The organism is Sphingobium sp. WTD-1 (genome assembly GCF_030128825.1).
Lineage (GTDB): Bacteria > Pseudomonadota > Alphaproteobacteria > Sphingomonadales > Sphingomonadaceae > Sphingobium.
The window spans coordinates 4,318,681-4,342,048 of the sequence record NZ_CP119127.1; the positions used below are offsets into that span (position 1 = coordinate 4,318,681).

Sequence of the window (23,368 nt, forward strand, 5' to 3'; positions counted from 1 at the left end):
TCATGCGACACACGCTATTGGCCGCGCTACTGCTCGGCGCCGCGCTCTCCCCTCTGCCGCTCGCGGCCCAGTCGGCCGCCCCATCGCCCAGGTTCGAGGGGCGCGACATTTTCGCGCTGCAGGTCGCCACCGATCCGCAGATCAGCCCCGACGGCAAGAGCGTCGCCTATGTCCGCCGCCAGGGCGACATCATGACCGACCGGCAGAAGGGCGCGATCTGGCTGGTCGACACCGCGACCGGCGCGCAGCGCCCGCTGGTCACCGACGCCAGCCAGCCGCGCTGGTCGCCCGATGGCAAGCGTATCGCCTATATCGCCGCCGATGCCGGCAAGCCACAATTGTTCGTGCGCTGGCTCGACACCGGCGCCACCGTGCGCGTCACCACCCTGCCCGACGGCCCGCAGTCGGTCACCTGGTCGCCCGACGGCAAGTCCCTCGCCTATATCATGCGCGTGCCCGCCGACCCGATGAAGCTGGGCAAGGCGCCCGACAAGCCGGAGGGCGCCGAATGGGCCAAGCCGCTGGAGGTGATCGACCGGGTCGATTATCGCAATGATGGCGGCGGCTATGTCCAGGCCGGCTATGACCATATCTTCCTGGTGCCGGCCGATGGCGGTCCGGCCCGGCAGCTGAGCTTTGGCGACTATCAGGATGGCGGCCCATTGAGCTGGACGCCCGATGGCCGCGCCATCCTGTTCAGCGCGGTGCGCAAGCCCGACTGGCAGCAGAAGATATTCGATCCGGAAATCTATACGCTCGACATCGCCTCGGGTGCGATCAGCCCGCTCACCAGTCGTGAAGGCCCGGATGTCGCCCCGGTCGTCTCGCCGGACGGCAGCAAGATCGCCTATCTCGGCTATGACGACAAGCGCCTGTCCTACCAAAACACCTATCTCTACGTCATGAACCGCGACGGCAGCCGCGCCCATGCGATCACCGCCAGTTTCGACCGCAGCATCGATCGCGCCTATTGGGCAGCCGACGGCAAGTCGCTCTACGCCCAATATGACGAGCGCGGCGTCAACCGCCTTGCCCGCATCAGCCTCGACGGCCATGTCACCGAGCTGGCGAGCGGCCTTACCGGCACGGCGTTCGACCGACCCTATAGCGGCGGCGATTTCAGCGTCGCGGCCAATGGCACGTTGGCCTTCACCAGCGGATCGGCGCTGCGTCCGGCCGACCTGTCGGTCAGCAGCGGCGGCAAGAGCCGCCAGCTCACCCGCCTCAACGAGGATTTCCTGGGCCACAAGGCGCTGGGACAGGTGAAGGAACTGGCCGTCACCGCGCCCGACGGCCGCACCGTGCCGGCCTGGCTCGTCACCCCGCCCGGCTATCAGCCCGGCACCCGCGTGCCGTTGCTGCTGGAAATCCATGGCGGCCCGCACACCGCCTATGGCCCGCATTTCTCGACCGACGACCAGCTTTATGCCGCCGCCGGCTATGCCGTGCTCTACACCAATCCGCGCGGATCGACCTCCTATGGCGAGGAATTCGCCCAGCTGATCCATCATAAATATCCCGGTGACGACTATGGCGACCTGATGGCCGCGGTCGATGCCGCGATCGCCGCGGGCGTGGCCGATCCGGACAATCTGTTCGTCACCGGTGGCTCGGGCGGCGGCGTGCTGACCAGCTGGATCATCGGCAAGACCGACCGGTTCAAGGGCGCCGCCACGCAGAAGCCGGTGATCAACTGGATCAGCGAAGCGCTGACCATGGACAATACCCTGTTCACCTCGCGCTACTGGTTCCCCAACAAGCCCTGGGAAGATCCGATGGGCTATTGGAACCGCTCGCCACTCAGCCTGGTTGGCAACGTCAAGACGCCGACCCTGGTGGTCGTGGGCAGCGAGGATTATCGCACCCCGGTCAGCGAGGCGGAGCAATATTATGGCGCGTTGCAGATACGGGGCGTGCCGACCGCGCTGGTGAAGGTGCCGGGCGCCAGCCATGGCGGCATCGCCGCCCGCCCGTCGCAATCGGCGGCCAAGGCGGCGGCAATCATCGCCTGGTTCGATCGCTATCGCGACAAGCCGGCGGCGGCGGCCAGCGCACCGGCCCAATGATCCGGCTGGCGGGATCATATCGTTCATGATATGTTCCCGCCACTTTTCCAGGAGGATGCATGATGGCGGACCCGGTTCTTCTCTATACCAACCCCATGTCGCGCGGGCAGATCGCCCGCTGGATGCTGGAGGAGGTCGGCGCCCCCTATGAGGCGGTGATCTTGGATTATGCCGGCGGCATGAAGACCGCCGACTATCGCGCGATCAACCCGATGGGCAAGGTGCCGGCGATCGTCCATGGCGGCAAGGTGGTGACCGAATGCGCCGCCATCTGCGCCTATCTCGCCGACGCCTTCCCGGCCGCTGGCCTGGCGCCGGCGACCGATGACCGGGCCGATTATTATCGCTGGCTCTTCTTTGCTGCCGGTCCGGTGGAGGCCGCCGTCACCAACAAGGCGATGGGCTTCGTCCTGCCCGAGGGTCGCGAACGCAGCGCGGGCTATGGCTCGCTCGACGACACGCTCGATACGCTGGAAACGGCGGTCACCGGCCGCAGCTGGATCTGTGGCGGCACCTTCACCGCGGCGGACGTCTATGTCGGCGCGCAGATCGACTGGGGGCTCACTTTCGGCACCATCCCCAGCCGCCCGGCGTTCGAGGCCTATGCCGCCCGGCTACGCGAGCGCCCGGCCTATAAAAGGCAGAAGGAGATCGACAACGCCCTGATCGTCGAGATGCAGAAACAGGGCTGAGCCAGTCCCTTCCCCATAAAGCAAAAGGCCCGGCGGAGATGTCCGCCGGGCCTTTTTCCTGTCTTCGTTCCGTTCACCGGATATCAGCGGCGATCGCCCATGAAGCGCAGCAGGAACATGAACATGTTGATGAAGTCGAGATAGAGGTTCAGCGCCCCCATCACCACCGACTTGCCCATCATGTCGGTGCCGGCGACATAGCTGTAGATGCTCTTGATCTTTTGCGTGTCATAGGCGGTGAGGCCCGCGAACAGCAGCACGCCGACGAAGCTGATCACCAGGTCCATCATGCTGGAACGCAGGAAAAGGTTGATCAGGCTGGCGACCAGCAGGCCGACGACCCCCATGATCAGGAACGTGCCGAAGCCCGACAGATCCTTCTTGGTGGTGTAGCCGAACAGGCTGAGGCCGGCGAAGGCCGCGGCGGTCGCGAAAAAGGTCTGCGCGATCGACGTGCCGGTATAGACCAGGAAGATCGACGACAGCGACAAGCCCATCACGGCGGCATAGGCCCAGAACAGGCTCTGCATCGCGACGGTCGACAGCTTGTTGATGCCAAAGCTCATCACCATGACGAAGGCCAGCGGTGCAAACATGATGACATATTTCAGGATGCCTGGGCCGGCGAGGATCTGGAGCGCCAGACCGCTCGACGCGAACAGCATCGCGACGACACCAGTCAGCAGCACGCCGCTCGCCATATAATTATAGACCGACAGCATATATTTGCGCAGCCCGGCATCGAACGCCTCGCTGCGCGCGGCGCTGGCACTGCCAAAGCCAGCGATATCGGAACGGGGGTCGGACCAATTGGCCATGGGTAAAATCTCCTTGGGCGGCCTCTTGCGGCCGATGGCTATAGTATCGGCGCTAACGCCCCTCAGTTCAAGCGAAAGCCGAAGCCTAACAGCGATGTCATGCTTAACAGCAGCATCACAAGATCATGCCGGATCGACTTGCGCAAAGGCGCGTACCGGGAATGTGCCCATGCCGACGATCTTGGGCGGCACGGCGGTGAAGACGAAGCCGGCATCGGGCAGCGCGCCCAGATTGGTCATATGTTCGCAGATCAGCACGCCCGCGCCCAGCAGCTCGCGATGGACCGGGCGGCCTGTGCCGGGGCGGGTGTCGTCGATATTATGGCTGTCGATGCCGACCAGCCGGGCGCCGCGCGCGACCAGCATCTGCGCCGCCGCCTCGGTCAGGAAGGGATGATCCTCGAAATAGGCTGGCGTGCGCCAGTGCCGGTCCCATCCGGTATGGACGAGCACCGCGCGGCCGGCAACGTCGATGCCGTCGAGATCGGCGGCGTCGGTCGCCAGGCCCATAGCCTCGAACGGCCGTCGCACCACAATCGCCGGCAGGCTGGCCAGCCGGTCGAGATCAAGCATCGAGAGATCATCGCCCTCCTCGAAACGGTGGAAGGGCGCATCGAGATAGGTGCCGGTGTTCGACACCATGTCGATCCGCCCCATCTGGAAGGCGCTGCCATCGGCATAGTTGGCGCGCGACTGTTCGCGGGTCCAGTAATCGCAGATATGCGGCGCGGCGACGCCCTTATAGGTGGTCATGCCATGTTCGATGGCGTGGCTGAGATCGATGAAACGGGTCATGACGGGGACATTCTCCGACGGAAGATGCGCCAGAGGGTGGAAAAGCCGACGACCGCCCAGATGATGTTAAGCACCATCGAGGGAAAGGCGGCATGCCACCAGGTGTTGAGGATGAAGAAGGCGGCGCCGACGGCGTTCAGCCACTGAAAGGTCGCCGACCCACCCGACAGCCGCCCGGTCGAGACGCCGACATAGGCGATCAGCACCAATATCGCACCGGCCCAACCGACGATCTCCACGAACAGCGCCACCATCCACCCCCAAATGAAAAGGGCTCCCTCCTCACGGAGAGAGCCCTCATTCCTTAGCTCAGCGCATCAAGCGATCAAGAGCATGGTCCGCCGAAGTCGGGCATGCTCCCGTTCTTTATTTGCCGCGATTTCCAAGTCGTCAGATGTGCCATCTGACTTGAAATCGCTCAGGCGGCGAGCTTGCGCAGCACATATTGCAGGATGCCGCCGTTGAGAAAATATTCCAGCTCGTTGACAGTATCGATGCGGCAGAGCGCGGTGAAGCTGAAGGTCGAACCGTCGGCGCGGGTGACCTGCACTTCGACATCCTGGCGCGGCTTGAGGTCGGCGACACCGGTGATGGTGAAGCTGTCATCGCCCTTGAGGCCCAGCGTGTCGCGGGTCTGGCCGTCCTTGAACACCAGGGGCAGCACGCCCATGCCGACCAGGTTCGAACGGTGGATACGCTCGAAGCTTTCGACGATGACGGAGCGCACGCCGAGCAGGTTGGTGCCCTTGGCCGCCCAGTCGCGCGACGATCCGGTGCCATATTCCTTGCCGCCGATCACGACCAGCGGCGTGCCGTCGGCCTTGTGCTTCATGGCCGCGTCATAGATCGGCATGACTTCGCCCTGATAGCTGGTCATGCCGCCTTCGACGCCGTCGAGCATCAGATTCTTGATGCGAATATTGGCGAAGGTGCCGCGCATCATCACCTCATGATGGCCACGGCGCGAGCCATAGCTGTTATAGTCGGCCTGGGCGACCTGATGCTCGCTCAGCCACTTGCCCGCGGGCGAGGTCGCCTTGATCGAACCGGCCGGCGAGATGTGGTCGGTGGTGATCGAGTCGCCGAAGATCGCCAGCGGCATGGCACCGATGATGTCGGTGACCGGCGCCGGTGTCATGGTCAGCCCCTCGAAATAGGGCGGGTTGGCGACATAGGTCGACCCGGCGCGCCACTTGTAGGTGTCCGATCCGGTCACCTCGATCGCCTGCCAATGGGCATCGCCCTTGTAGACATTGGCGTAGCGGGCGCGGAACATCTCCCGGTCGACCGCCCCCGCCAGAGTGGTCGCGACCTCGTCATTGGTCGGCCAGATGTCCTTGAGATAGACCGCTTCGCCATCCTTGCTCGTGCCGATCGGGGTGGTGATGAAATCCTCGATCACCGTGCCCTTGAGCGCATAGGCGACGACCAGCGGCGGCGAAGCGAGGAAGTTGGCGCGCACGTCGGGCGACACGCGGCCTTCGAAGTTGCGGTTGCCCGAAATGACGGCGGCGGCAACCAGGCCATTTTCGTTGATCGCCTTGCTGATCGGCTCGGCCAGCGGTCCCGAATTGCCGATGCAGGTGGTGCAGCCATAGCCGACCAGGTTGAAGCCGATCGCGTCGAGATGCGCCTGAAGGCCCGCCTTTTCCAGATAGTCGGTGACAACCTGCGAACCCGGCGCCAGCGAGGTCTTGACCCAGGGCTTGGGCTTCAGACCCAGCTCGTTCGCCTTCTTGGCGACCAGACCGGCGGCGATCAGGACATTGGGGTTGGAGGTGTTGGTGCAGCTGGTGATTGCGGCAATGGTGACGTCGCCGTCGCCAATGTCATAATCTTTGCCCTCGACCGGAACGCGGGTCTGCGCCTTCTTGTAGGTGTTGACCATGTCGGCGTTGAACACATCATCGACTTCGGGCAGCGCGACGCGGTCCTGCGGGCGCTTGGGGCCGGCGAGGCTGGGCACCACGGTGGACAGGTCCAGCTCCAGCGTGTCGGTGAAGATCGGCTCGACCGACGGATCGATCCAGAAGCCCTGCTGCTTGGCATAGGCCTCGACCAGCGCGATATTCTCGTCGCTGCGGCCGGTCAGGCGCATATAGTCGAGCGTCTTGTCGTCGATGCCGAAGAAGCCGCAGGTCGCGCCATATTCGGGCGCCATATTGGCCAGCGTCGCCCGGTCGGCGAGGCTGAGCGTGGCAAGGCCGGGGCCGAAATATTCGACGAAGCGGCCGACCACGCCGCGCGCGCGCAACATCTGGGTGCAGGTCAGCACCAGATCGGTGGCGGTCACGCCTTCCTTGAGGTTGCCGGTGAACTTGAAGCCGACCACTTCGGGGATCAGCATCGATACCGGCTGGCCCAACATCGCGGCCTCCGCCTCGATCCCGCCGACGCCCCAGCCCAGCACGCCCAGGCCATTGACCATGGTGGTGTGGCTGTCCGTGCCGACGCAGGTGTCGGGATAGGCGATGGTGGTGCCGTCGGTACCCTCGCTCGACCAGACGCCCTGAGCGATATTTTCCAGGTTTACCTGGTGGCAGATGCCGGTGCCCGGCGGCACGGCGTAGAAATTGGCGAGGCTCTTGCTGCCCCATTTCAGGAAGTCGTAGCGCTCCATATTGCGCTGATATTCGATTTCCATATTGTCCTGGAACGCGCGGGGCGTACCGAACTCGTCGACCATGACACTGTGGTCGATGACGAGGTGGACGGGCACCTGCGGGTTGATCTTGCTGGCGTCGGCACCCAGCGCATTCATCGCGTCACGCATCGCGGCCAGATCGACGACGCAGGGCACGCCGGTAAAGTCCTGCAACAGCACGCGCGCCGGGCGATACTGGATCTCGCGCTCGGCCTTGCCCTTGTCATTCTGCCAGTCGACGATCGCCTTGATGTCGTCGGTGGTGACGGTCACGCCGTCCTCGAAGCGCAGCAGATTTTCGAGCAGCACCTTCATCGAGAAAGGCAGGCGCGAAACGTCTCCAAGCTTCGCAGCCGCCTTTTCCAACGAATAATAGGCGATGTCCTTGCCGCCGACATTGAGCGTGTCGCGCGTGCCGAGAGTATCCTGTCCGGTGGCGGTCATAAGATATGCGTCTCCTCGCATAGGCCCGGCCATGCGGAAGGAAGCGTCGCGTTCCCACCAGAAGCCACGAAGACGTGGCAAGGTGGAGGGAGGCGCCCCAACCTATGGTCGAAGCAAGTGTGTCCCGATGAGCGGTGGCATACAGATTGCCACCGCCAAGTCAAAGGGACAAAATGGTCGAAACCGCCTTTATTTCCGCCATTTTTGCTTACTGAAAATCATTCGCAGCGGAGCGCACGAGGGCCGCACTTTTATTGTGCGCGGGGCGTGGAAATCGCTCCCGCCCCGTCCCATATCTTGCCTTTATCGGCGCCCTTTTCAGCGCGCCTTTTCCGCGGCGATCCAGCCGTCGATCTGGCTTTCCAGCACGGTGAGCGGCACCGCCCCCTGCGACAGCACCGCGTCATGGAAACGGCGCAGGTCGAACTTGGCCCCAAGCTGCTGCTCCGCCCGCGCGCGCAGCTCGCGGATCTTGATCTCGCCCAGCTTGTAGCCCAACGCCTGACCCGGCCAGCTGATATAGCGATTGACCTCCGCATCGATATTGGCGTCGCTCAGGGCGCTGTTCGCCTTCATGAAGGCGACCGCCTTCGCCTTGTCCCAGCCCTTGGCATGGATGCCGGTGTCGACCACCAGGCGACAGGCCCGCCACATCTCGTAGGACAGGCGGCCCATCATCTTCTCGGGCGTGTCGTAAAGACCCATCTCCTCGCCCAGATATTCGGTGTAGAGCGCCCAGCCTTCGACATAGGCGGTGAAGCCGGCGAGATATTTGCGGAACGGCGGCAGCGGCAATTCCTGCTGCAGTGCGATCTGGTTGTGATGGCCCGGCACCGCCTCATGCGCGGTCAGCGCCGGCAATTCCCAGAAGGGCCGCTGGTCGAGCTTCGACGTATTGACCCAATAAGTGCCCGAAATCCCCGCCTCGGGCGCGCCGGGACCATAATAGGCCGTGGTCGTCCCCTCCGCCTCGGCCGCCGGGATCGGCTTGATGCCATAGGGCAGGCGCGGCAGCGTGGCGAAATAGCGCGGCAGCAGGCCGTCGATCGTCTTCGCCTGGCGCGCGGCGACGCGCAGCAGTTCCTCGGGCGTCTTCGCGTAATAGCTGGGGTCGGTGCGCAAATGCTGGATGAAGGCAGCACGGCTGGGATAGCCGGCCTTGGCCGCGATCGCGTCCATCCGCTTGCCGATGCGCGCGACCTCATCCAGGCCAATCTGGTGGATCTGATCCGGCGTCAGATCGGTGGTGGTGTGGGTGCGCACCCGGCTCGCATACCAGGTCGCGCCGCCCGGCAGGGTCGATGCGCTGTCGCTCTTGCGGCATTTGGGCAGATAGTCGGCCACGAACAGGTCATGCCATTTGCCATATTCCGGCGTGATGACATCGCGGATCACCGCCACCGCGCGGGCCTGCAGCGCCGTCCAGTCGGCATCGCTGATGTCGCGCGGCTTTGTGCGGGTGAAGGGTTCGTAGAAGCGCGTTCCTTCCGGCGGGCCGGCGACGATGCCGCTTATCCCCTTGGCAAAGCCGCCCAGCACCGAACAGGGCAGCACATAGCCGCCCTTGATCGCCTGGCGGGTGATGGCCATGCCATCGCCATTCTGCTTCGGATAGAGCGCGAGACGCTTCAGATAGCTCTCATAATCGGCGCGAGTGTAGAAAGGCAGGCCGTCGGCCATGCCGGAAAAGCCCTGATGCCAGCTATAATAGGTGGTGAAGAGCATCAGCCGTTCGGCCTGATGCTTGTCGCTGGCGATATCGTCGCGCAGCATCCACAGCAGCACCGCGCGATTGACCTTGTCGGCGGCATCCAGCCCAGCCTCCGGCACCGCGTCCAGCCGCGTGACGAAGCTCTGTTCCGCCTTGATCTGGGCATCGCGCGCCGCCAGCGACAGGTCCGAAATCTGATCGTCATAGTCGCGCACGCCGCGCGCGGTAGCCTCCACCGGATGGACCGACAGATACCATGCCCAGTGATCGTCGATCACCTGGGTCAGTTGGTCATGGGGAGTCTGGGCGTGAGCCAGAGCGGGCGCCGCGACGGCGAGCATCAGGGAAATGATCTTGCGCATGGGCGCAACTGATCGCGCGGCGTAACGATTCTGGCAAGATGGGCAGGTGCCGGTTCAGGCGCCAGATCAGGCGGCGGCTACGCCATCCGCTTCGACAATGTCGTCGCCGGCATAATAGCCGCGCACCCGGACCCGCTTTTCGACATGGTCGACCGGCACGCGCAGCAGCACCAGGCGCCAGGTGCCGCCCAGATCGCGCTGGAGCAGGAAGCCGGCCTCGTCACGCAGCAACCGCCCGGTCTCATCCACTCCAGCGCCAATCTCGATCATGCGTGTCAGTCTATCGCGTCCTTGATGCCCTTGCCAGCCAGAAGGCCCAGGACGAGGAAGATCAGGAACAGGGCGATGGCCACGCCGAACAGCAATTTGGCGATGCCGACAAAGGTGCCGGCGGCGCCGCCGAAGCCGAGGATGGCGAGCACGGCCGCGATCACGAGGGCAATGATGGCAAGACGAATCATGATGGGATTCCTTCCGTTTCTCTGAAATTTCCAAACGGAGGAAAGCGCGCATTGTTCCGCCCGCGCAGCGATCAGACCCAGCCTTCGAGCACCTGATTGGGCGGGCGATGGCCATCGGCCCAGGTGCGGATGTTGGCGATGACGCGGGCGCCGGTGGCGTCGCGCCCCTCGAAGGTCGCCGAGCCGACATGGGGCAGCAGGGTCACGTTGGCGAGCGCCAGCAGCCGCGGATCGACCGCCGGTTCATGGGCGTAGACGTCAAGCCCGGCGCCGGCGATCCGCGCTTCGGCGAGCGCCGCGATCAGCGCCGGCTCATCGGTAATTTCCGCGCGTGAGGTGTTGATGAGATAGGCATCCGGGCGCATCAGGCCGATCCGGCGCGCGTCGATCATGCCGCGACTGTCGGCATTGAGCGGGCAATGGATCGAGACGATGTCGCACTCGCGCAGCAATGTGTCGACATCGTCGTACCAGTAGGCCTCCAATTCCTGCTCCACTTCGAACGGCAGGCGATGGCGGTTATGATAGGCGATGGTGAGGCCGAAGGCCCTGGCGCGGCGGGCGACGGCGCGACCGATGCGGCCCATGCCGATGATGCCCAGCTTCTTGCCGCCGATGCGGTGACCCAGCATGCCCGACGGGCTCCAGCCGCGCCACTCGCCCGAGCGCACCAGCTTCTCCCCCTCCGCCAGGCGGCGGGGCACGGAGAGGATCAGCGCCATCGTCATGTCGGCCGTGTCTTCGGTCAGCACGCCGGGCGTGTTGGTGACGATCACCCCCTTGGTCCGGGCGGCGGCCAGGTCGATATGGTCGACGCCGCTGCCGAAACTGGCGATCAGTTGCAGCCGATCGGGCGCGCCGGCGATCAGGTCCGCGTCGATCTGGTCGCTGATGCAGGGCACCAGCACGTCGCACTGCGCCATGGCGGCGGCGAGTTCGGCCCGGTTCATGGGGATGTCCCCCGTGTTGAAGCTGGCGTCGAACAGTTCGGCCATGCGCGCCTCCACATTGGGCGGCAGGCGGCGCGTCACGATGACGCGCGGCGTTGCGGGGCGCGGTTTCCTGGCCATAGCATGGCCGCTATTCCCGCCTGCCCCGCCGGTCAAGCGGATATGCTGCCGCCTGCGATTGAAAGCTTGTCGCGACCGGCCGGACAAGCGTATGGAAAGACCATGGGTGATATGGGCAAAGGGTCGGGCATGAAGCGCCTGCTGCTGGGCGCGGGCATGATCGCGGCACTGACCAATATGAGCGGCGCGGCGGCGGCCCCGGCCAAGCCGGTGCCCTATTGGGCGTCGCTATCGCACGACGAGGCACGGATGCGCGTCGGCCCCAGCCTCGATTACCCGTCCAACTGGGTCTATCAGCGCCGCGACCTGCCGGTGAAGGTGGTGCAGGTGCTGGGCCTATGGCGCAAGGTGGAAGATCCTGACGGTGCCCAGGGCTGGATGCATGTCCGCCTGCTGAGCGATACCGCCACCGCGATCGTTACCGCGGCGCAAGCGCCGATGCATGAGGGCGCGAGCGAGACCAGCCGCACCCTGTTCCGCGCCGAAAAGGGCGTGGTCGGCCGGATCGGTTCCTGCTCAGGCGGCTGGTGCGCGTTCGACGTGAAGGGCCAGAAGGGCTTCGTGAAGGCCAGCGACCTGTGGGGCGCCACCAGCGGCTGAACCCGGTGCGGCAAAATAGGACATGCCGCGCTTAACTTCGCATATTTCCCGCACATCCTGACATTTTCGTGTCGATGATGGCAATTGTCGTGCGCGGCCGTGGATGGGCGCAGACGATGGGAAAGAGCCGGCGACGGTATAGCGGAAAGCGGGCACTGTAGGACAGATGCCACCGCCCCGGTGCCATCGCCCCTAAGGAGTTTCCGCCATCGGCCATCCGGAATAGCCCGATTGTTTCGCACCCGACATCGTCATAGCAATCCGCTTGTCGCAGCGCGCCGGGATTGGCCCCGGCACCTGCCTGAACATGGGGGACAGCGATGGCTTGGAGCAGGCGCGCGTTCATCGGCGCAACGGCAGCATCGGTCACAGGCCTGTCCCTGATACCGGGCCTGATACCAGCCAGGGCGAATGCGCAGGCGAACCGGCAAAAAACCTATGGCGTAGTCGAAATCCGACGGGGCGGAATGAGCGTCGCAGCCTATCGGTTCGACCGCGACCGGCTGGGCCAACGAAGGCTTTCGGGCTTCGAGCGCATGGCGCCGGAACCCAGCGGCAAGGCCTTCGTGGAAACCGAACTGGCCAGCCCGCTCGGCCCCGCAGCGGACGATGCCATGGCCGCCCAGAGCGTCGACATCGTGGCCGGCCATATCGAGCGGCTGAAGTCCCAGCATGGATTGCAGACCAGCGACATTGCCGTACTGGTTTCAGGCGGCCTTATCGATTTCGCGCCGGGCCGGGTGGAGCAGTTCATCGCCGCCCTGCCCGCACGAACGGGCATCACCCCCGAAATCATCTCGATCAAGGATCAGGCGCGGCTGGGCTATGACTGGATCGTGCGCCCCGCCGACCGCCGCAGCGTGATGCACGTCAACATCGCCAGCGGCACTATCAAGGGCGGCTATTATGACCAGCATGGCCAGTTTGTCGCCCTTTCGGCGCCCTATGGACCCAAGACGATGGCCGGCGCGGTCAAGCTTCGCTGGCCGGACGTCCGCACCGCCACCGTCGGTCAAAGGGCATCGGAATTTTACGGCGACACCGTCGCGCCGGTGCTGGCGCCACAGATTGCAACGGAACCCCCACCCCGGCAACGCCCGACCGTCTATCTGACGGGAGGGATCGTGACGGCAACCGCTGTGATCTTCCGCCCGAAGGCCATTCTCTCCCCGCATCAATGGGTGGAGATGCAACCCGATGATTTTGCGAAGCTGCTCGGCCTGATTGCAAGCGGCACCCCTTATGGTGGGCCATTGCCCGCGACCCTGACCGGCGATGAAGGCGACCGCGTGCGCGACGCCCTACGCCGGGTGCGGAACAGCTTCAATCCGCATGAACTCGCAGCCGGGGCCGCCATCGGCGATGGGCTGGCCCGGCAGTTACGCTTTGACCAGCGCACCAGGCTGGCGCTGCCCCATCTGGCCGGCACCCAGATCTGGGTCTCGCAATATCTGCTCGAAAAATTCGGCTGATGCCCCGCGCCCGATCCACCATCAGAGCAAGGAGAGGTTGATGATCCTGGAGCATCTCACGCGCGCCTCCGTACGGCGGTCTGCTGCCATTATGCTGGCCCTTGCCATTGCGCTGCCGGCGCAGGCCCAGAACCGGCTCGACAATTTCGACCAGCGCATCCTTGCCGCCCATAATGCGGAACGGGGACAGATTGGCGTGCCCAATCTCAGTTGGAGCCCTGCGCTCGCCGCCGACGCGGCGCGATGGGGCGCCAATCTCCAGACGCTGAGCTATCTCGAACATGATGGTTCGCTGGTCGCCGAGGGCGAGAATCTGTGGCGGGGCAGCAAGGGCGCTTATACGCCAGAAGACATGGTCACGATGTGGATCGACGAGAAGGCGGCGTTCAAGAACGGCCTGTTCACCGACGTCAGCACCTCGGGCCAGTGGGAAGATGTCGGCCATTATACGCAGGTGATCTGGCGCAACACGGCGCAGGTGGGATGCGCGCTCGTCACCGTGGCCAGCGGAGAGGATGAGGTGCTGGTCTGTCGCTATCTGGACGGTGGCAATGTCACCGGCCAGACGACCTACTGATCGCTTTGCGAGATCGTGCCGCGCCTCCCCGCGCCTGTCGCGCAGGGAGGGGCAGCTTTCCCGTCAGAAGTCGACCGTGGCCGAAAGCCAGAGGCGGCGCCCTTCCGGGTTGATCGAATAGGCCGGGGTCCAGGCGGTCGTCGTGCCGGTCTGATAGGGCACATAGACTGCATAGTCGGTGTCGAGGATGTTGTAGAGCGTCGCCGACAGGCGGAAGGCCGGCGCGATCTGGTAGGAACCGCCCAGGTGGAAGACTTCATAGCTGCGGAAGTCGCCCACGGCGCTCTGTTGCGCATTGGCGCCGCGATAACGGCTGGAGCGGATTTCGGCGCGGGTCCAGACGCTCGCCTTGTCACCCAGCTTCCAGCGCAGATTGCCGTTCAGCATATGCTTGGGCATGCCAATCAGCGGCAGCCCCTCTTCCGCGCCGCTCAGCTGCTCGGTCTCGGTATAGGTATAGTTGGCCGTCAGCGACAGGGCGGGCGTCAGGGCGAAACGGGTTGCCACCTCGACGCCGCGGGTGCGGGCCTTGTCGATGTTGATCGACTGGCTGAACAGGTCGACGGTCGGGAACGGGCCGACATCCAGACAGCCGGGGCGATTGGGATTGCCTGAAAACTGGCAGTTGGGGATGCCCGGACCGCTGGCGATCTTGTCGGTGAAGTCATTGTTGAACAGGGTGACATTGCCGCTGAAGAAGCCGTCGCCATCATAATAGAGGCCTGCTTCATAGCTGGTGCTGGTTTCCGGCTTCAGCCCCGGCGTGCCGAGCAGCGGGATGCGCCCCTGCCCGCCAAAGCCGATGATACCCTCGGCAATCTGTTCGACGCGTGGCGTCTTGAAGCCGCGGCTGACGCCGCCCTTCAGGGTCAGCGCATCATTGATGTTCCACACCGCATAGGCGCGCGGCGACCATTTGTCGCCGAAGGTCGAGTGATTGTCATAGCGCGCGCCGCCGGTGATGTTGAAGCCGTTGGTCACGGTCAGCGTCGCTTCGGCAAAGCCCGCCCATTGGGTGAACTTGAACGGCTCGGGCGCCACGCCCTCGACCATCCGCGCCTTCCAATATTGGCCGCCGACGGTGAAGGCGATCGCGCCGACCTTGCCGGCAAAGCGGGAATCGATGATGTCGTTGCGCGCCTCCAGCGTGCGCGGGCTGCCCGGCACCGCGCCCGGCGTGCCATTGGGGATCAGGCGGCCGATCGTTTCAGTCTCGTTGCGGGTCAGGGTGGTGTCGAGCTGGCCGAAGCCCATGCGCCAGCTATGCGCGATCACATAGTTGCTGCGGTTGAACCGCTGTTCGGGGGCATAGCCGCCCGACCCCAGCGTGCCGAGCTGGCCCCGGCTATTGTCATAGCTTTGTTCGTTGCGATCATATTCGAACCACAGGTCATGATCGGCATGGGGCGTCAGCGTCAGCCGGCCGCCATAATTATAGATGTCGGATTCCACCGGGTTACGGCCCAAGGTCAGCGCCGGATCGCCGGGGATCTCGATGTCGGATCCGGCGCGGTGGAAGATGCTGCCCCGCAGGGTCAGGCCGGCCAGCCCCTTGATGATCGGCCCCTGGGCAAAGCCGTTGACCGATTGGATATTGCCGAAGCGGTCATCGCCCTGGATCGTGCTTTCGGCGGTGGCGGTGCCGACCCAGCGATCGCCGACCTTGCGGGTGATGATGTTGACGACGCCGCCCATCGCGTCCGAGCCATAGAGGGTGGACATCGGGCCGCGCACCACCTCGATCCGGTCGATCGCGGAGAAGGGCGGCAGGAAGCTGGTGGAGGTTTCGCCAAAGCCGTTGGGCGTGACGCCGCCGGGCGCATTCTGGCGCCGGCCGTCGATCAGCACCAGCGTATAGTCGCTGGGCATGCCGCGGATCGAGATGTTGAGGCCGCCGGTCTTGCCCGCTTCGCCGCCGACATCGACGCCCTGCACATCCTGCAGCGCTTCGGCCAGGCTGCCGAACCGCTTTTCCTGCAATTCCTCGCGGCCCAGCACGGTGATGCTGGCCGGTGCCTCGATGATATTCTGTTCATAGCCGGCCGCGGTGACGACGATCGCGCTCGACTGCGCATCGGCATCGGGCGCCTGCGCCTGCGCCGCGACGGGCAGCGCCAGCGCACCGATCAGGGCAGCGCCCCCCAGCAGATGGGCACGCGTCGAGAAGATTGCAGGAAATGGCATGTCAGACCCCCATTGAAATAATAGTGCGACTTAGTCGCATTAGAATTGCAGGGCTGATGTGGAGGAAGAGGATAGCGGTCAATCATCGAGGGCGCCACTGGCCGACCGCGCAACAATTTCTCACAATTGCGACACCGGTCGAGCGCACGATTCTTCTTCACGGGACATGTTGGAGCCACTTGGGCAACATAAGACGGGTTGTGGACATCATGGCGGCACCCAATATCCGTCTTGGCCACCGCCTGCCGCTACGGATCGGGGCCAGCCCTTACGCAGCCACCGCCGGAGCGATCCGGATCGGCGCATCCGGGCCAATTGGGCAGCTTGCAAGCCGGGCCATCTTGGCCTACGCGCGACCCGTCACCGCCCCAGGTCGGTCCATAAAGCCGTCCGGTGGTGCCGCGCCCGGATTCATACACTTTATGGCATTGGATTTATAATGAGCATCTACCTGGATTATCTGGCCGAAATCGACAGCAGGAAAGTCCAGGGGCTCGCGCCCAAGCCGATCGACGACGGCGCCCTCGTCGCCGAACTCATCACCCTGATCCAGGACGCGGGCAGCGAACATCGCGCCGACGCGCTCAAATTCTTCATCTACAACACCCTGCCCGGCACCACCAGCGCCGCCGGCGTGAAGGCCGACTTCCTCAAGAAGATCGTGCTGGGCGACGTCACCGTCGCGGAAATCACCCCCGCCTTCGCGCTGGAACTGCTCAGCCACATGAAGGGCGGCCCCTCGATCGCCGTGCTGCTCGACATTGCGCTGGGCGATGACGCGGCGCTGGCCGTCCAGGCGGGCGACGTCCTGAAGACTCAGGTCTTCCTCTACGACGCCGACATGTTCCGCCTGCGCGATGCCTTCGCGGCCGGCAATGCCGTCGCCAAGGACGTGCTGGAAAGCTATGCCAAGGCCGAATTCTTCACCAAGCTTCCCGAGGTCGAGGACGAGATCAAGGTCGTGACCTTCATCGCCGGCGAAGGCGATATCTCGACCGACCTGCTCTCGCCGGGCAACCAGGCCCACTCGCGCTCGGACCGCGAACTGCACGGCCTGTGCATGATCTCGCCCGAGGCGCAGCAGGAAATCGTTGCCCTGAAGGCCCAGCATCCCGACGCGCGCGTCATGCTGATCGCCGAGAAGGGCACGATGGGCGTCGGCTCGTCGCGCATGTCGGGCGTCAACAATGTGGCGCTGTGGGCCGGCAAGCAGCAGAGCCCCTATGTCCCCTTCGTCAACTATGCGCCCGTCGTCGCCGGCACCAACGGCATTTCGCCGATCTTCGCGACCACCGTGGACGTCACCGGCGGTATCGGCCTCAACCTCAAGAACTGGGTCAAGAAGACCGATGGCGAGGGCAAGGCGATCATCAACAATGACGGCAATCCGGTGCTGGAGGAGGCCTTCTCGGTCGCGACCGGCACGGTGCTGAAGATCGACGTCAAGAACAAGAAGCTGACCGACGAGGCCGGCAAGGAACTGGTCGACGTCGCCGCCGCCTTCACGCCCCAGAAGATGGAATTCATGAAGGCGGGCAGCAGCTACGCCATCGTCTTCGGCAAGAAGCTCCAGACCTTCGCCGCCGAAACGCTGGGCATCGAAGCGCCCAAGGTGTTCGCGCCGAACAAGGAAATCACGGTCGACGACCAGGGCCTGACCGCCGTGGAGAAGATCTTCAACCGCAACGCCGTGGGCGTGACGCCGGGCAAGATACTGCACGCCGGTTCGGACGTGCGCGTGAAGGTCAACATCGTCGGGTCGCAGGACACCACCGGGCTGATGACCGCGCAGGAACTGGAGGCGATGGCCGCCACCGTCATCTCGCCGCTGGTCGATGGTGCCTATCAGTCGGGCTGCCACACCGCGTCGGTGTGGGACAAGAAGGCCCAGGCCAACATTCCCAAGCTCATGAGCTTCATGAACAATTTCGGCCTCATCACCGCGCGCGACCCCAAGGGCGTCTATCACGCGATGACCGACGTCATCCACAAGGTGCTGAACGACATCACCGTGGACGACTGGGCGATCATCATCGGCGGCGACAGCCACACCCGCATGTCGAAGGGCGTGGCCTTCGGCGCGGACTCGGGCACGGTAGCGCTGGCGCTGGCCACCGGCGAAGCCACCATGCCGATCCCGCAGTCGGTCAAGGTCACCTTCAAGGGCCAGATGGCGCCCTATATGGACTTCCGCGACGTCGTTCACGCCACCCAGGCGCAGATGCTCCACCAGTTCGCTGGCGAGAATGTCTTCCAGGGTCGCATCATCGAAGTCCATATCGGCACGCTGCTGGCCGACCAGGCCTTCACCTTCACCGACTGGACCGCCGAAATGAAGGCGAAGGCGTCGATCTGCATCTCGCAGGACGAAACGCTGATCGAGTCGCTGGAAATCGCCAAGTCGCGCATCCAGATCATGATCGACAAGGGCATGGAAAATGCCGCGGGCACGCTCAAGGGCCTGATCGCTCTGGCCGACAAGCGCATCGCCGAGATCCGCTCGGGCGAGAAGCCCGCTCTGTCGCCCGACGCCAACGCCAAATATTATGCCGAAGTCGTCGTCGATCTCGACCAGATCGACGAGCCGATGATCGCCGACCCGGACGTCAACAATGCCGACGTGTCGAAGCGCTACACCCATGACACCATCCGCCCGGTTTCCTATTATGGCGGCACCAAGAAGGTGGACCTGGGCTTCATCGGGTCGTGCATGGTCCACAAGGGCGACATGAAGATCCTGGCCCAGATGCTCAAGAACATCGAAGCCGCCGAAGGCAAGGTCGAGTTCAAGGCGCCGCTGGTTGTCGCCCCGCCGACCTACAATATCGTCGACGAGCTGAAGGCCGAAGGCGACTGGGACGTGCTCAAGAAGTATGCCGGCTTCGAATTCGACGACAGCCACCCCAAGAACGCCGCCCGCACCGAATATGAGAACACCCTCTATCTGGAGCGTCCGGGCTGCAACCTGTGCATGGGCAACCAGGAAAAGGCCGCGAAGGGCGACACCGTTCTCGCCACCTCGACCCGCCTGTTCCAGGGCCGCGTGGTGGAAGATACGGCCGAGAAGAAGGGCGAATCCCTCCTCGCCTCGACCCCGCTGGTGGTGCTCTCGACGATCCTCGGCCGCACGCCCAACATGGACGAGTACAAGAAGGCGGTGGTCGGCATCGACCTCACCAAGTTCGCCCCGCCCAAGGCGGCCTGATCAAAGCCGCCGCCCGGTCGCAGGATCGGGCGGCGGCATCAGGAGGCAACAATTGCCGGAAGCGGCGCGGGACACGATCCCGCGCCGCTTTTTTTTTTGGCCTGAGCGGGGTGAGGAATAACGGTAGGGCGGCAAAGCGCCCATCCTCGCCGTTCAGTTCCGGCTATCCAGCGCTAGGAAGCCGACGTTCAGCTAAGACGTGGGCTGGGACTTTGCTGCCGTTCGCGGTGACTCAGAAATAGGGCAGCTTACGATAGCAGCAGTCATTCATGAGCCACAGCTGAGCAAGGCTAGGACTTGTTCATGTAGTTCGGCCGTTGCAGAGGCCAACACCGGGCCACCATTCTCGGCGCGCCCTCCATCCAGCGTCGTGACCACACCGCCCGCCTGCTCGATGATCGGGATCAGCGCGACGATGTCATAGGGCTGGAGTGAGGGCTCCAGGGCGAGGTCGATGCGTCCCGCTGCGAGCATGGCCATCGCATAGCATTCCCCGCCATAGCGCGTCATACGCACAGCGCCGGACAGACGCTCGAAGCCTGCCTTCAATGGATCGTGATAATGTTCGGGGGATGTCGTGTGCAGGATGGCTTGCGAGAGCGATTCCACATCGCGCGTTGCGAGTTTCGAGCGGACACCGTGCCGCTCGGTCCATGCGCCGTCTCTGTCGGCCCAGAAACGCTCGCCGGTGAAAGGCTGGCTCATCATCCCGAGTTCGGCGCGGCCATCATGCACAAGGCCGATCAGGGTGCCCCAGACGGGGAGGCCGCAGATGAAGGGGCGCGTGCCATCAACGGGATCGAGCACCCAGCGATAAGGGCCTTCCCCTGTCAGCCCCATCTCCTCGCCGAGGATCGCATGATCGGGAAACTGCGCCGCGATGGCGGCGCGAATGGCGATTTCCGCCTGCCGATCGGCCTCGGTCACCGGGTCGAATGTGTAGCCCTCCTTGACCTTGGTATCGATCGCCAGATCGGTGCGATAGCGGGGCATCGTCTCCGCGTCGGCAATGTCGGCCAGACGGTGAAGAAAATCGGCGCTCGGGGTTTGCATCATCGGTGCTCCAGTCAAAGGGGTTCAGTGCCTTGTCGCTGGCGCGGCGGTGGCGACGCGGGCGCACAGGGGCACAAGGATCAGCAATGCTCCCAGCACCCAGAATGCGTTCGGAAGGGCGATCGCCTGAGCCAGGAAGCCGACGCCAGCAGGCCCGACGAGAATGCCGGCATATCCAACGGTCGTCACAGACGCGATCGCCAAGCCAGCCGGCATGGCGCTTTGCGCGCCCGCTTGCCGGAAGAGGACCGGCACCGTGTTGGATGCGCCCAGACCGATCAGCAGGAAGCCGGCGAAAGCAACCATCGCGATCGGCGCCGTCAGCAAAACGATGTAGCCGGCAATGGCGAGCAGGCCGCCCCACAACATGGTGCGGCGGTCGCCGAGGCGTGCGACGACAGCATCACCGGTCAGGCGGCCGAACGTCATGGCGACGGCAAACACACTATAGCCGAGGCCAGCCTGCGCGGTCGGCATCAGTCCCTTGCCGCTCAGCAGTAACGCGCCCCAATCGAGGATCGCGCCTTCGGTCAGGAAGGTGAGCGCGGCGAGCAGCGCGAGCAGAATGACGATCCCGCGCGGAACGACGAACAGGGGAGCCTCGTCGGCCTTGGGCGTCGCGAGGAACCGGGATGCGACAAGGATCAGCGTGGCGACCATGAGGATGGATGCGATGATCGCTCCTGTGACCGCGCCCACGCCGATCGAAAGTGCCACGGTCATCATCGACGCGCCAATGAAGCCGCCGACGCTGAACAAGCCATGGAAGCCCGACATCAGCGGGCGACCGGCGCGCTTCTCGACTTCCACGGCATGAACGTTCATGCCAACTTCGATCACGCCCAAAAACCCGCCAAACAGCAGCAGAGACGCCGCCATCATCCAGATCGTGGGCGAGAAGGCCAAGAAGGGCAGCAGCATAGCCTGCCCGATGCCGCCGACGATGACGGCCGGCCGCGCGCCGATACGTGAGGTGAGCGGCCCGGCGAGTTGCATTGCGACAACCGATCCCAGCCCCAGGCACAACAGCAAGAGGCCCAATGTGCCATCATCCACGCCGAGACGTGCCTTTGCGAGCGGGACGAGCGGTGCCCAGCAGGCCAGGCCAAAACCAGCCACCAAAAAGGCAGCGCGCGTCGCAAGGCGCGAGCCGGCTTCTTGCGTTTTCATCGATACTTCCTTCAATCCGCTTGCGGCTGCGTAGCGCGCAGAACGTGCGCGCCGGCCAATTCCAGTTCGGCAATTTCGGCGTCTGGCGCGTCATGCGACACGACAACATGATCGATACCGTCGATGCCCGTGACCCGATGCGGTGCGCGGCCACCCAGCTTTTCATTTGAAACAAGAACAATCGTGCATCGACTGCGAGCTATCAGCGCACGTTTGAATGCCGCATCGCTTGCATCAAAGGCGCTGACGCCGCTGTCAGCCGACAATGTGCAGGCGCCGAGCAGGCAGAGGTCGATATTCAGCCGTGAGACGGCCTCAATCGCTGCACCGTCGACACAGCCGCCTATTGCAAGATCGACGCTCCCGCCCACGAAAACCATGGGCAAGCTCTGGCGGGCAGCCAACGTTGCAGCTGCCTCGATCGAATTGGTGGCGATGGCCAGGTCCGCGTCGTCCGGCAGCACTTCAGCCGCCATGACATTGGTGCTTCCATTATCGAGAAACAAGAAACTTCCGCTCGGAATCAGCGACAAGGCAGCTCGCGCGAGCGTCCGTTTTTCCATAAGTCCTGCTGTCAAACGCTCAGAGATCGGCGTCCCACCGGTCGTTAGGGGAACTGCACCTCCATATACGCGCCGACCGACACCCGCTGCATCGAGTGCACGTAGATCGCGGCGGATCGCGTCCTCAGAAACGGCAAATTCGCCTGCTAAAGCCGTGCTGTTAACTGGCTCACCCGCAAGAAGCCGTGATGCGATCAAGTCGCGGCGAGAAGACGGAAGTTCGTTGGTCATGGATGCATGATATTGCATGATTGAAATTAAAACAAGCAAAAACGTGCATTTCAATTTGCCCGAGACTGCGATGGAGCCAAATTGCCTCAATCTTCGTCCGTTAGCGTCGGAAGCAGCCGATTGAATCGAGAGCCGTGAACGACTGGGACTGGTCGACTGCGGCCTCCACGCGAGCGTCAGCTATCCCCGTCACCCGGCTCCAATCCGGACATTCGCCTACCGGCCATTGCGCTCCTCTCCACCCACCCTTTCCTACTCACCCATTCTCTGTTCTATCCCGCGAGATGGACCCGGCTTCCTGCTTTCCCTCCCATCCCCGTTACCTGTCGCTCGACAGGTGCATGACCGGGACGTTCCTGTCGCGTCGCTGTCGCCTGGCAGGCGCGTGGGACATGCTTCAGCCTGACCTGCCCTGTCGTCCAACAGGCGCGCGGGCGACGCGTGGTGCGCGCGTCATGGGTGCCGCACAGGCGCAAAAGGCCCCGAAACCCCGTTTATACTGTGAACTTCGTAGGAGAATCCGGCCATCGCGTCGGAGAGGCGCACTTTGCGGCCCTGCCGGGCCGTCGCCTATCGGCCCGACCGATTCCGCCGCGACGATGGCTGGGCACTCGCCCGGCCGCGCGTACCACCAGTCTCTTTCCTTTCGCACCCGTCATGGCATGACGGGAACAATGCGCAGGGGGAAGATCGCATGATTACAGCCTATGACAAAAGCATGGCGCCGTTCGACTGGGCGGCGATCCTCTATCTGATCTTCTTTGCCTTATTGTTCCTTGGTGCCCGATGGTGGAAGCGCTCCGGGCGACGGATGCCTCGCTATACGCCTGGCGCGATCCTGCTTGCCGGCCTGTGGTTCGGCGGCCTGCCGCTGTTCGACCAGTTGCGGGTCAGTACCATGGACATGGACCAGATGAGCGTGACCAAAGGCCGGATCAGCAAGCTGTGGGACATCCGCACGCGCGGCCGGAATACCGAACCCCTCTCCTTCCAGAAACATCAGGCCAATGTCACCCATGGCTTCGACATCGGCGAGGAGAGTTTTTCCTGGCGCGGCGGCAGCCGCTGTCCGGTGGCCACCTTCTGTGGCTTTCGCGGCGGCCCGCCCTATCTGCGCGAAGGGCAGAAAGTGGAGGTGACCTGGTTCGCCGACCCACTGCGCTTTGGCAAGCGCCGGATCGTGAGGCTGCTGATCGAGAAATGAGCCTCGAAAAATAGCCGTCCGGGCATGAAAAAGGGGGCCGTGGCCC

The 23,368-nt window shown here is 64.0% G+C and carries 19 protein-coding genes; 7 read left to right on the forward strand and 12 right to left on the reverse strand.

What is annotated here, in order from left to right:
- Positions 1-2 precede the first annotated feature (2 nt).
- Positions 3-2,066, forward strand: a complete 2,064-nt coding sequence (locus N6H05_RS21475; protein WP_284111598.1) for an alpha/beta hydrolase family protein — start codon at positions 3-5, stop codon at positions 2,064-2,066.
- A 62-nt stretch (positions 2,067-2,128) separates the two neighbouring features.
- Positions 2,129-2,758 carry a glutathione S-transferase family protein gene (locus N6H05_RS21480; protein WP_284114292.1) on the forward strand — a complete coding sequence of 210 codons (630 nt, stop codon included), beginning with the start codon at positions 2,129-2,131 and terminating at the stop codon, positions 2,756-2,758.
- 83 nt (positions 2,759-2,841) lie between these two features.
- On the opposite strand, the gene N6H05_RS21485 is transcribed toward N6H05_RS21480, so the two are convergent.
- The 8 genes from N6H05_RS21485 to N6H05_RS21520 form a co-directional block, all read right to left on the reverse strand.
- Positions 2,842-3,576 carry a Bax inhibitor-1/YccA family protein gene (locus N6H05_RS21485; RefSeq protein ID WP_284111599.1) on the reverse strand — a complete coding sequence of 245 codons (735 nt, stop codon included), beginning with the start codon at positions 3,574-3,576 and terminating at the stop codon, positions 2,842-2,844.
- A 123-nt stretch (positions 3,577-3,699) separates the two neighbouring features.
- Positions 3,700-4,371 (reverse strand): cyclase family protein, encoded by a 672-nt coding sequence (locus tag N6H05_RS21490; RefSeq protein WP_284111600.1) that lies wholly within the window; start codon positions 4,369-4,371, stop codon positions 3,700-3,702.
- Positions 4,368-4,625 carry a CBU_0592 family membrane protein gene (locus tag N6H05_RS21495; protein WP_122129375.1) on the reverse strand — a complete coding sequence of 86 codons (258 nt, stop codon included), beginning with the start codon at positions 4,623-4,625 and terminating at the stop codon, positions 4,368-4,370. Before N6H05_RS21495 ends, N6H05_RS21490 begins: the two co-directional genes overlap by 4 nt.
- Before the next feature lie 164 nt (positions 4,626-4,789).
- Positions 4,790-7,459, reverse strand: coding sequence for an aconitate hydratase AcnA (gene acnA, locus N6H05_RS21500; RefSeq protein WP_284111601.1), 2,670 nt, complete (start codon positions 7,457-7,459; stop codon positions 4,790-4,792).
- Between the two features lie 318 nt (positions 7,460-7,777).
- Positions 7,778-9,532: a DUF885 domain-containing protein gene (locus tag N6H05_RS21505; protein WP_284111602.1), complete on the reverse strand. Its 1,755-nt coding sequence runs from the start codon at positions 9,530-9,532 to the stop codon at positions 7,778-7,780.
- 66 nt (positions 9,533-9,598) lie between these two features.
- Positions 9,599-9,802 carry a DUF5818 domain-containing protein gene (locus N6H05_RS21510; RefSeq protein ID WP_004211342.1) on the reverse strand — a complete coding sequence of 68 codons (204 nt, stop codon included), beginning with the start codon at positions 9,800-9,802 and terminating at the stop codon, positions 9,599-9,601.
- Between the two features lie 5 nt (positions 9,803-9,807).
- Positions 9,808-9,993, reverse strand: coding sequence for a DUF1328 domain-containing protein (locus N6H05_RS21515; RefSeq protein WP_007710155.1), 186 nt, complete (start codon positions 9,991-9,993; stop codon positions 9,808-9,810).
- Between the two features lie 71 nt (positions 9,994-10,064).
- Positions 10,065-11,063 (reverse strand): 2-hydroxyacid dehydrogenase, encoded by a 999-nt coding sequence (locus N6H05_RS21520; protein WP_284111604.1) that lies wholly within the window; start codon positions 11,061-11,063, stop codon positions 10,065-10,067.
- A 102-nt stretch (positions 11,064-11,165) separates the two neighbouring features.
- Here N6H05_RS21520 and N6H05_RS21525 point away from each other — a divergent pair, with 102 nt between their 5' ends.
- The 3 genes from N6H05_RS21525 (at position 11,166) to N6H05_RS21535 (ending at position 13,712) form a co-directional block, all read left to right on the forward strand.
- Positions 11,166-11,663 carry an SH3 domain-containing protein gene (locus N6H05_RS21525; RefSeq protein ID WP_284111606.1) on the forward strand — a complete coding sequence of 166 codons (498 nt, stop codon included), beginning with the start codon at positions 11,166-11,168 and terminating at the stop codon, positions 11,661-11,663.
- 467 nt (positions 11,664-12,130) lie between these two features.
- Entirely contained in the window at positions 12,131-13,135 is a 1,005-nt protein-coding gene (locus tag N6H05_RS21530) for a hypothetical protein (RefSeq protein WP_284111607.1), read from the forward strand.
- A gap of 40 nt (positions 13,136-13,175) precedes the next feature.
- Complete coding sequence (locus N6H05_RS21535) at positions 13,176-13,712, forward strand: CAP domain-containing protein (protein ID WP_284111608.1); 537 nt, start codon at positions 13,176-13,178, stop codon at positions 13,710-13,712.
- Positions 13,713-13,775: 63 nt separating this feature from the next.
- Here the strand turns inward: N6H05_RS21535 and N6H05_RS21540 are convergent, their stop codons facing one another.
- Positions 13,776-15,896: a TonB-dependent receptor domain-containing protein gene (locus N6H05_RS21540; RefSeq protein ID WP_284111609.1), complete on the reverse strand. Its 2,121-nt coding sequence runs from the start codon at positions 15,894-15,896 to the stop codon at positions 13,776-13,778.
- A gap of 439 nt (positions 15,897-16,335) precedes the next feature.
- Between N6H05_RS21540 and N6H05_RS21545 the strand changes: the two genes are divergently transcribed.
- Positions 16,336-19,101, forward strand: coding sequence for a bifunctional aconitate hydratase 2/2-methylisocitrate dehydratase (locus tag N6H05_RS21545; protein WP_284111610.1), 2,766 nt, complete (start codon positions 16,336-16,338; stop codon positions 19,099-19,101).
- Between the two features lie 267 nt (positions 19,102-19,368).
- On the opposite strand, the gene hisN is transcribed toward N6H05_RS21545, so the two are convergent.
- From hisN to N6H05_RS21560, 3 genes are read right to left on the reverse strand one after another with little or no spacing between them, the layout of a single operon-like run.
- The gene (gene hisN / locus N6H05_RS21550; RefSeq protein WP_284111611.1) at positions 19,369-20,157 is read right to left on the reverse strand and encodes a histidinol-phosphatase; all 789 of its coding nucleotides are present in this window, start codon (positions 20,155-20,157) and stop codon (positions 19,369-19,371) included.
- A 21-nt stretch (positions 20,158-20,178) separates the two neighbouring features.
- Positions 20,179-21,324: an MFS transporter gene (locus tag N6H05_RS21555; protein ID WP_284111612.1), complete on the reverse strand. Its 1,146-nt coding sequence runs from the start codon at positions 21,322-21,324 to the stop codon at positions 20,179-20,181.
- 11 nt (positions 21,325-21,335) lie between these two features.
- Positions 21,336-22,208, reverse strand: coding sequence for a DeoR/GlpR family DNA-binding transcription regulator (locus N6H05_RS21560; RefSeq protein WP_284111613.1), 873 nt, complete (start codon positions 22,206-22,208; stop codon positions 21,336-21,338).
- Positions 22,209-22,812: 604 nt separating this feature from the next.
- On the opposite strand from N6H05_RS21560, the gene N6H05_RS21565 reads away from it, so the two are divergent.
- A complete protein-coding gene (locus tag N6H05_RS21565; RefSeq protein ID WP_284111614.1) occupies positions 22,813-23,322 on the forward strand; it encodes a hypothetical protein in 510 nt (169 codons plus the stop codon).
- Positions 23,323-23,368: the final 46 nt, after the last annotated feature.

Bases quoted from the DNA above. Each gene is read 5' to 3' on its own strand.
- N6H05_RS21475 (WP_284111598.1), top strand. From the start codon at position 3: ATGCGACACACGCTATTGGCCGCGCTACTGCTCGGCGCCGCGCTCTCC.
- N6H05_RS21480 (WP_284114292.1), top strand. From the start codon at position 2,129: ATGGCGGACCCGGTTCTTCTCTATACCAACCCCATGTCGCGCGGGCAG.
- N6H05_RS21485 (WP_284111599.1), bottom strand. From the start codon at position 3,576: ATGGCCAATTGGTCCGACCCCCGTTCCGATATCGCTGGCTTTGGCAGT.
- N6H05_RS21490 (WP_284111600.1), bottom strand. From the start codon at position 4,371: ATGACCCGTTTCATCGATCTCAGCCACGCCATCGAACATGGCATGACC.
- N6H05_RS21495 (WP_122129375.1), bottom strand. From the start codon at position 4,625: ATGGTGGCGCTGTTCGTGGAGATCGTCGGTTGGGCCGGTGCGATATTG.
- acnA (WP_284111601.1), bottom strand. From the start codon at position 7,459: ATGACCGCCACCGGACAGGATACTCTCGGCACGCGCGACACGCTCAAT.
- N6H05_RS21505 (WP_284111602.1), bottom strand. From the start codon at position 9,532: ATGCGCAAGATCATTTCCCTGATGCTCGCCGTCGCGGCGCCCGCTCTG.
- N6H05_RS21510 (WP_004211342.1), bottom strand. From the start codon at position 9,802: ATGATCGAGATTGGCGCTGGAGTGGATGAGACCGGGCGGTTGCTGCGT.
- N6H05_RS21515 (WP_007710155.1), bottom strand. From the start codon at position 9,993: ATGATTCGTCTTGCCATCATTGCCCTCGTGATCGCGGCCGTGCTCGCC.
- N6H05_RS21520 (WP_284111604.1), bottom strand. From the start codon at position 11,063: ATGGCCAGGAAACCGCGCCCCGCAACGCCGCGCGTCATCGTGACGCGC.
- N6H05_RS21525 (WP_284111606.1), top strand. From the start codon at position 11,166: ATGGGTGATATGGGCAAAGGGTCGGGCATGAAGCGCCTGCTGCTGGGC.
- N6H05_RS21530 (WP_284111607.1), top strand. From the start codon at position 12,131: ATGAGCGTCGCAGCCTATCGGTTCGACCGCGACCGGCTGGGCCAACGA.
- N6H05_RS21535 (WP_284111608.1), top strand. From the start codon at position 13,176: ATGATCCTGGAGCATCTCACGCGCGCCTCCGTACGGCGGTCTGCTGCC.
- N6H05_RS21540 (WP_284111609.1), bottom strand. From the start codon at position 15,896: ATGCCATTTCCTGCAATCTTCTCGACGCGTGCCCATCTGCTGGGGGGC.
- N6H05_RS21545 (WP_284111610.1), top strand. From the start codon at position 16,336: ATGAGCATCTACCTGGATTATCTGGCCGAAATCGACAGCAGGAAAGTC.
- hisN (WP_284111611.1), bottom strand. From the start codon at position 20,157: ATGATGCAAACCCCGAGCGCCGATTTTCTTCACCGTCTGGCCGACATT.
- N6H05_RS21555 (WP_284111612.1), bottom strand. From the start codon at position 21,324: ATGAAAACGCAAGAAGCCGGCTCGCGCCTTGCGACGCGCGCTGCCTTT.
- N6H05_RS21565 (WP_284111614.1), top strand. From the start codon at position 22,813: ATGATTACAGCCTATGACAAAAGCATGGCGCCGTTCGACTGGGCGGCG.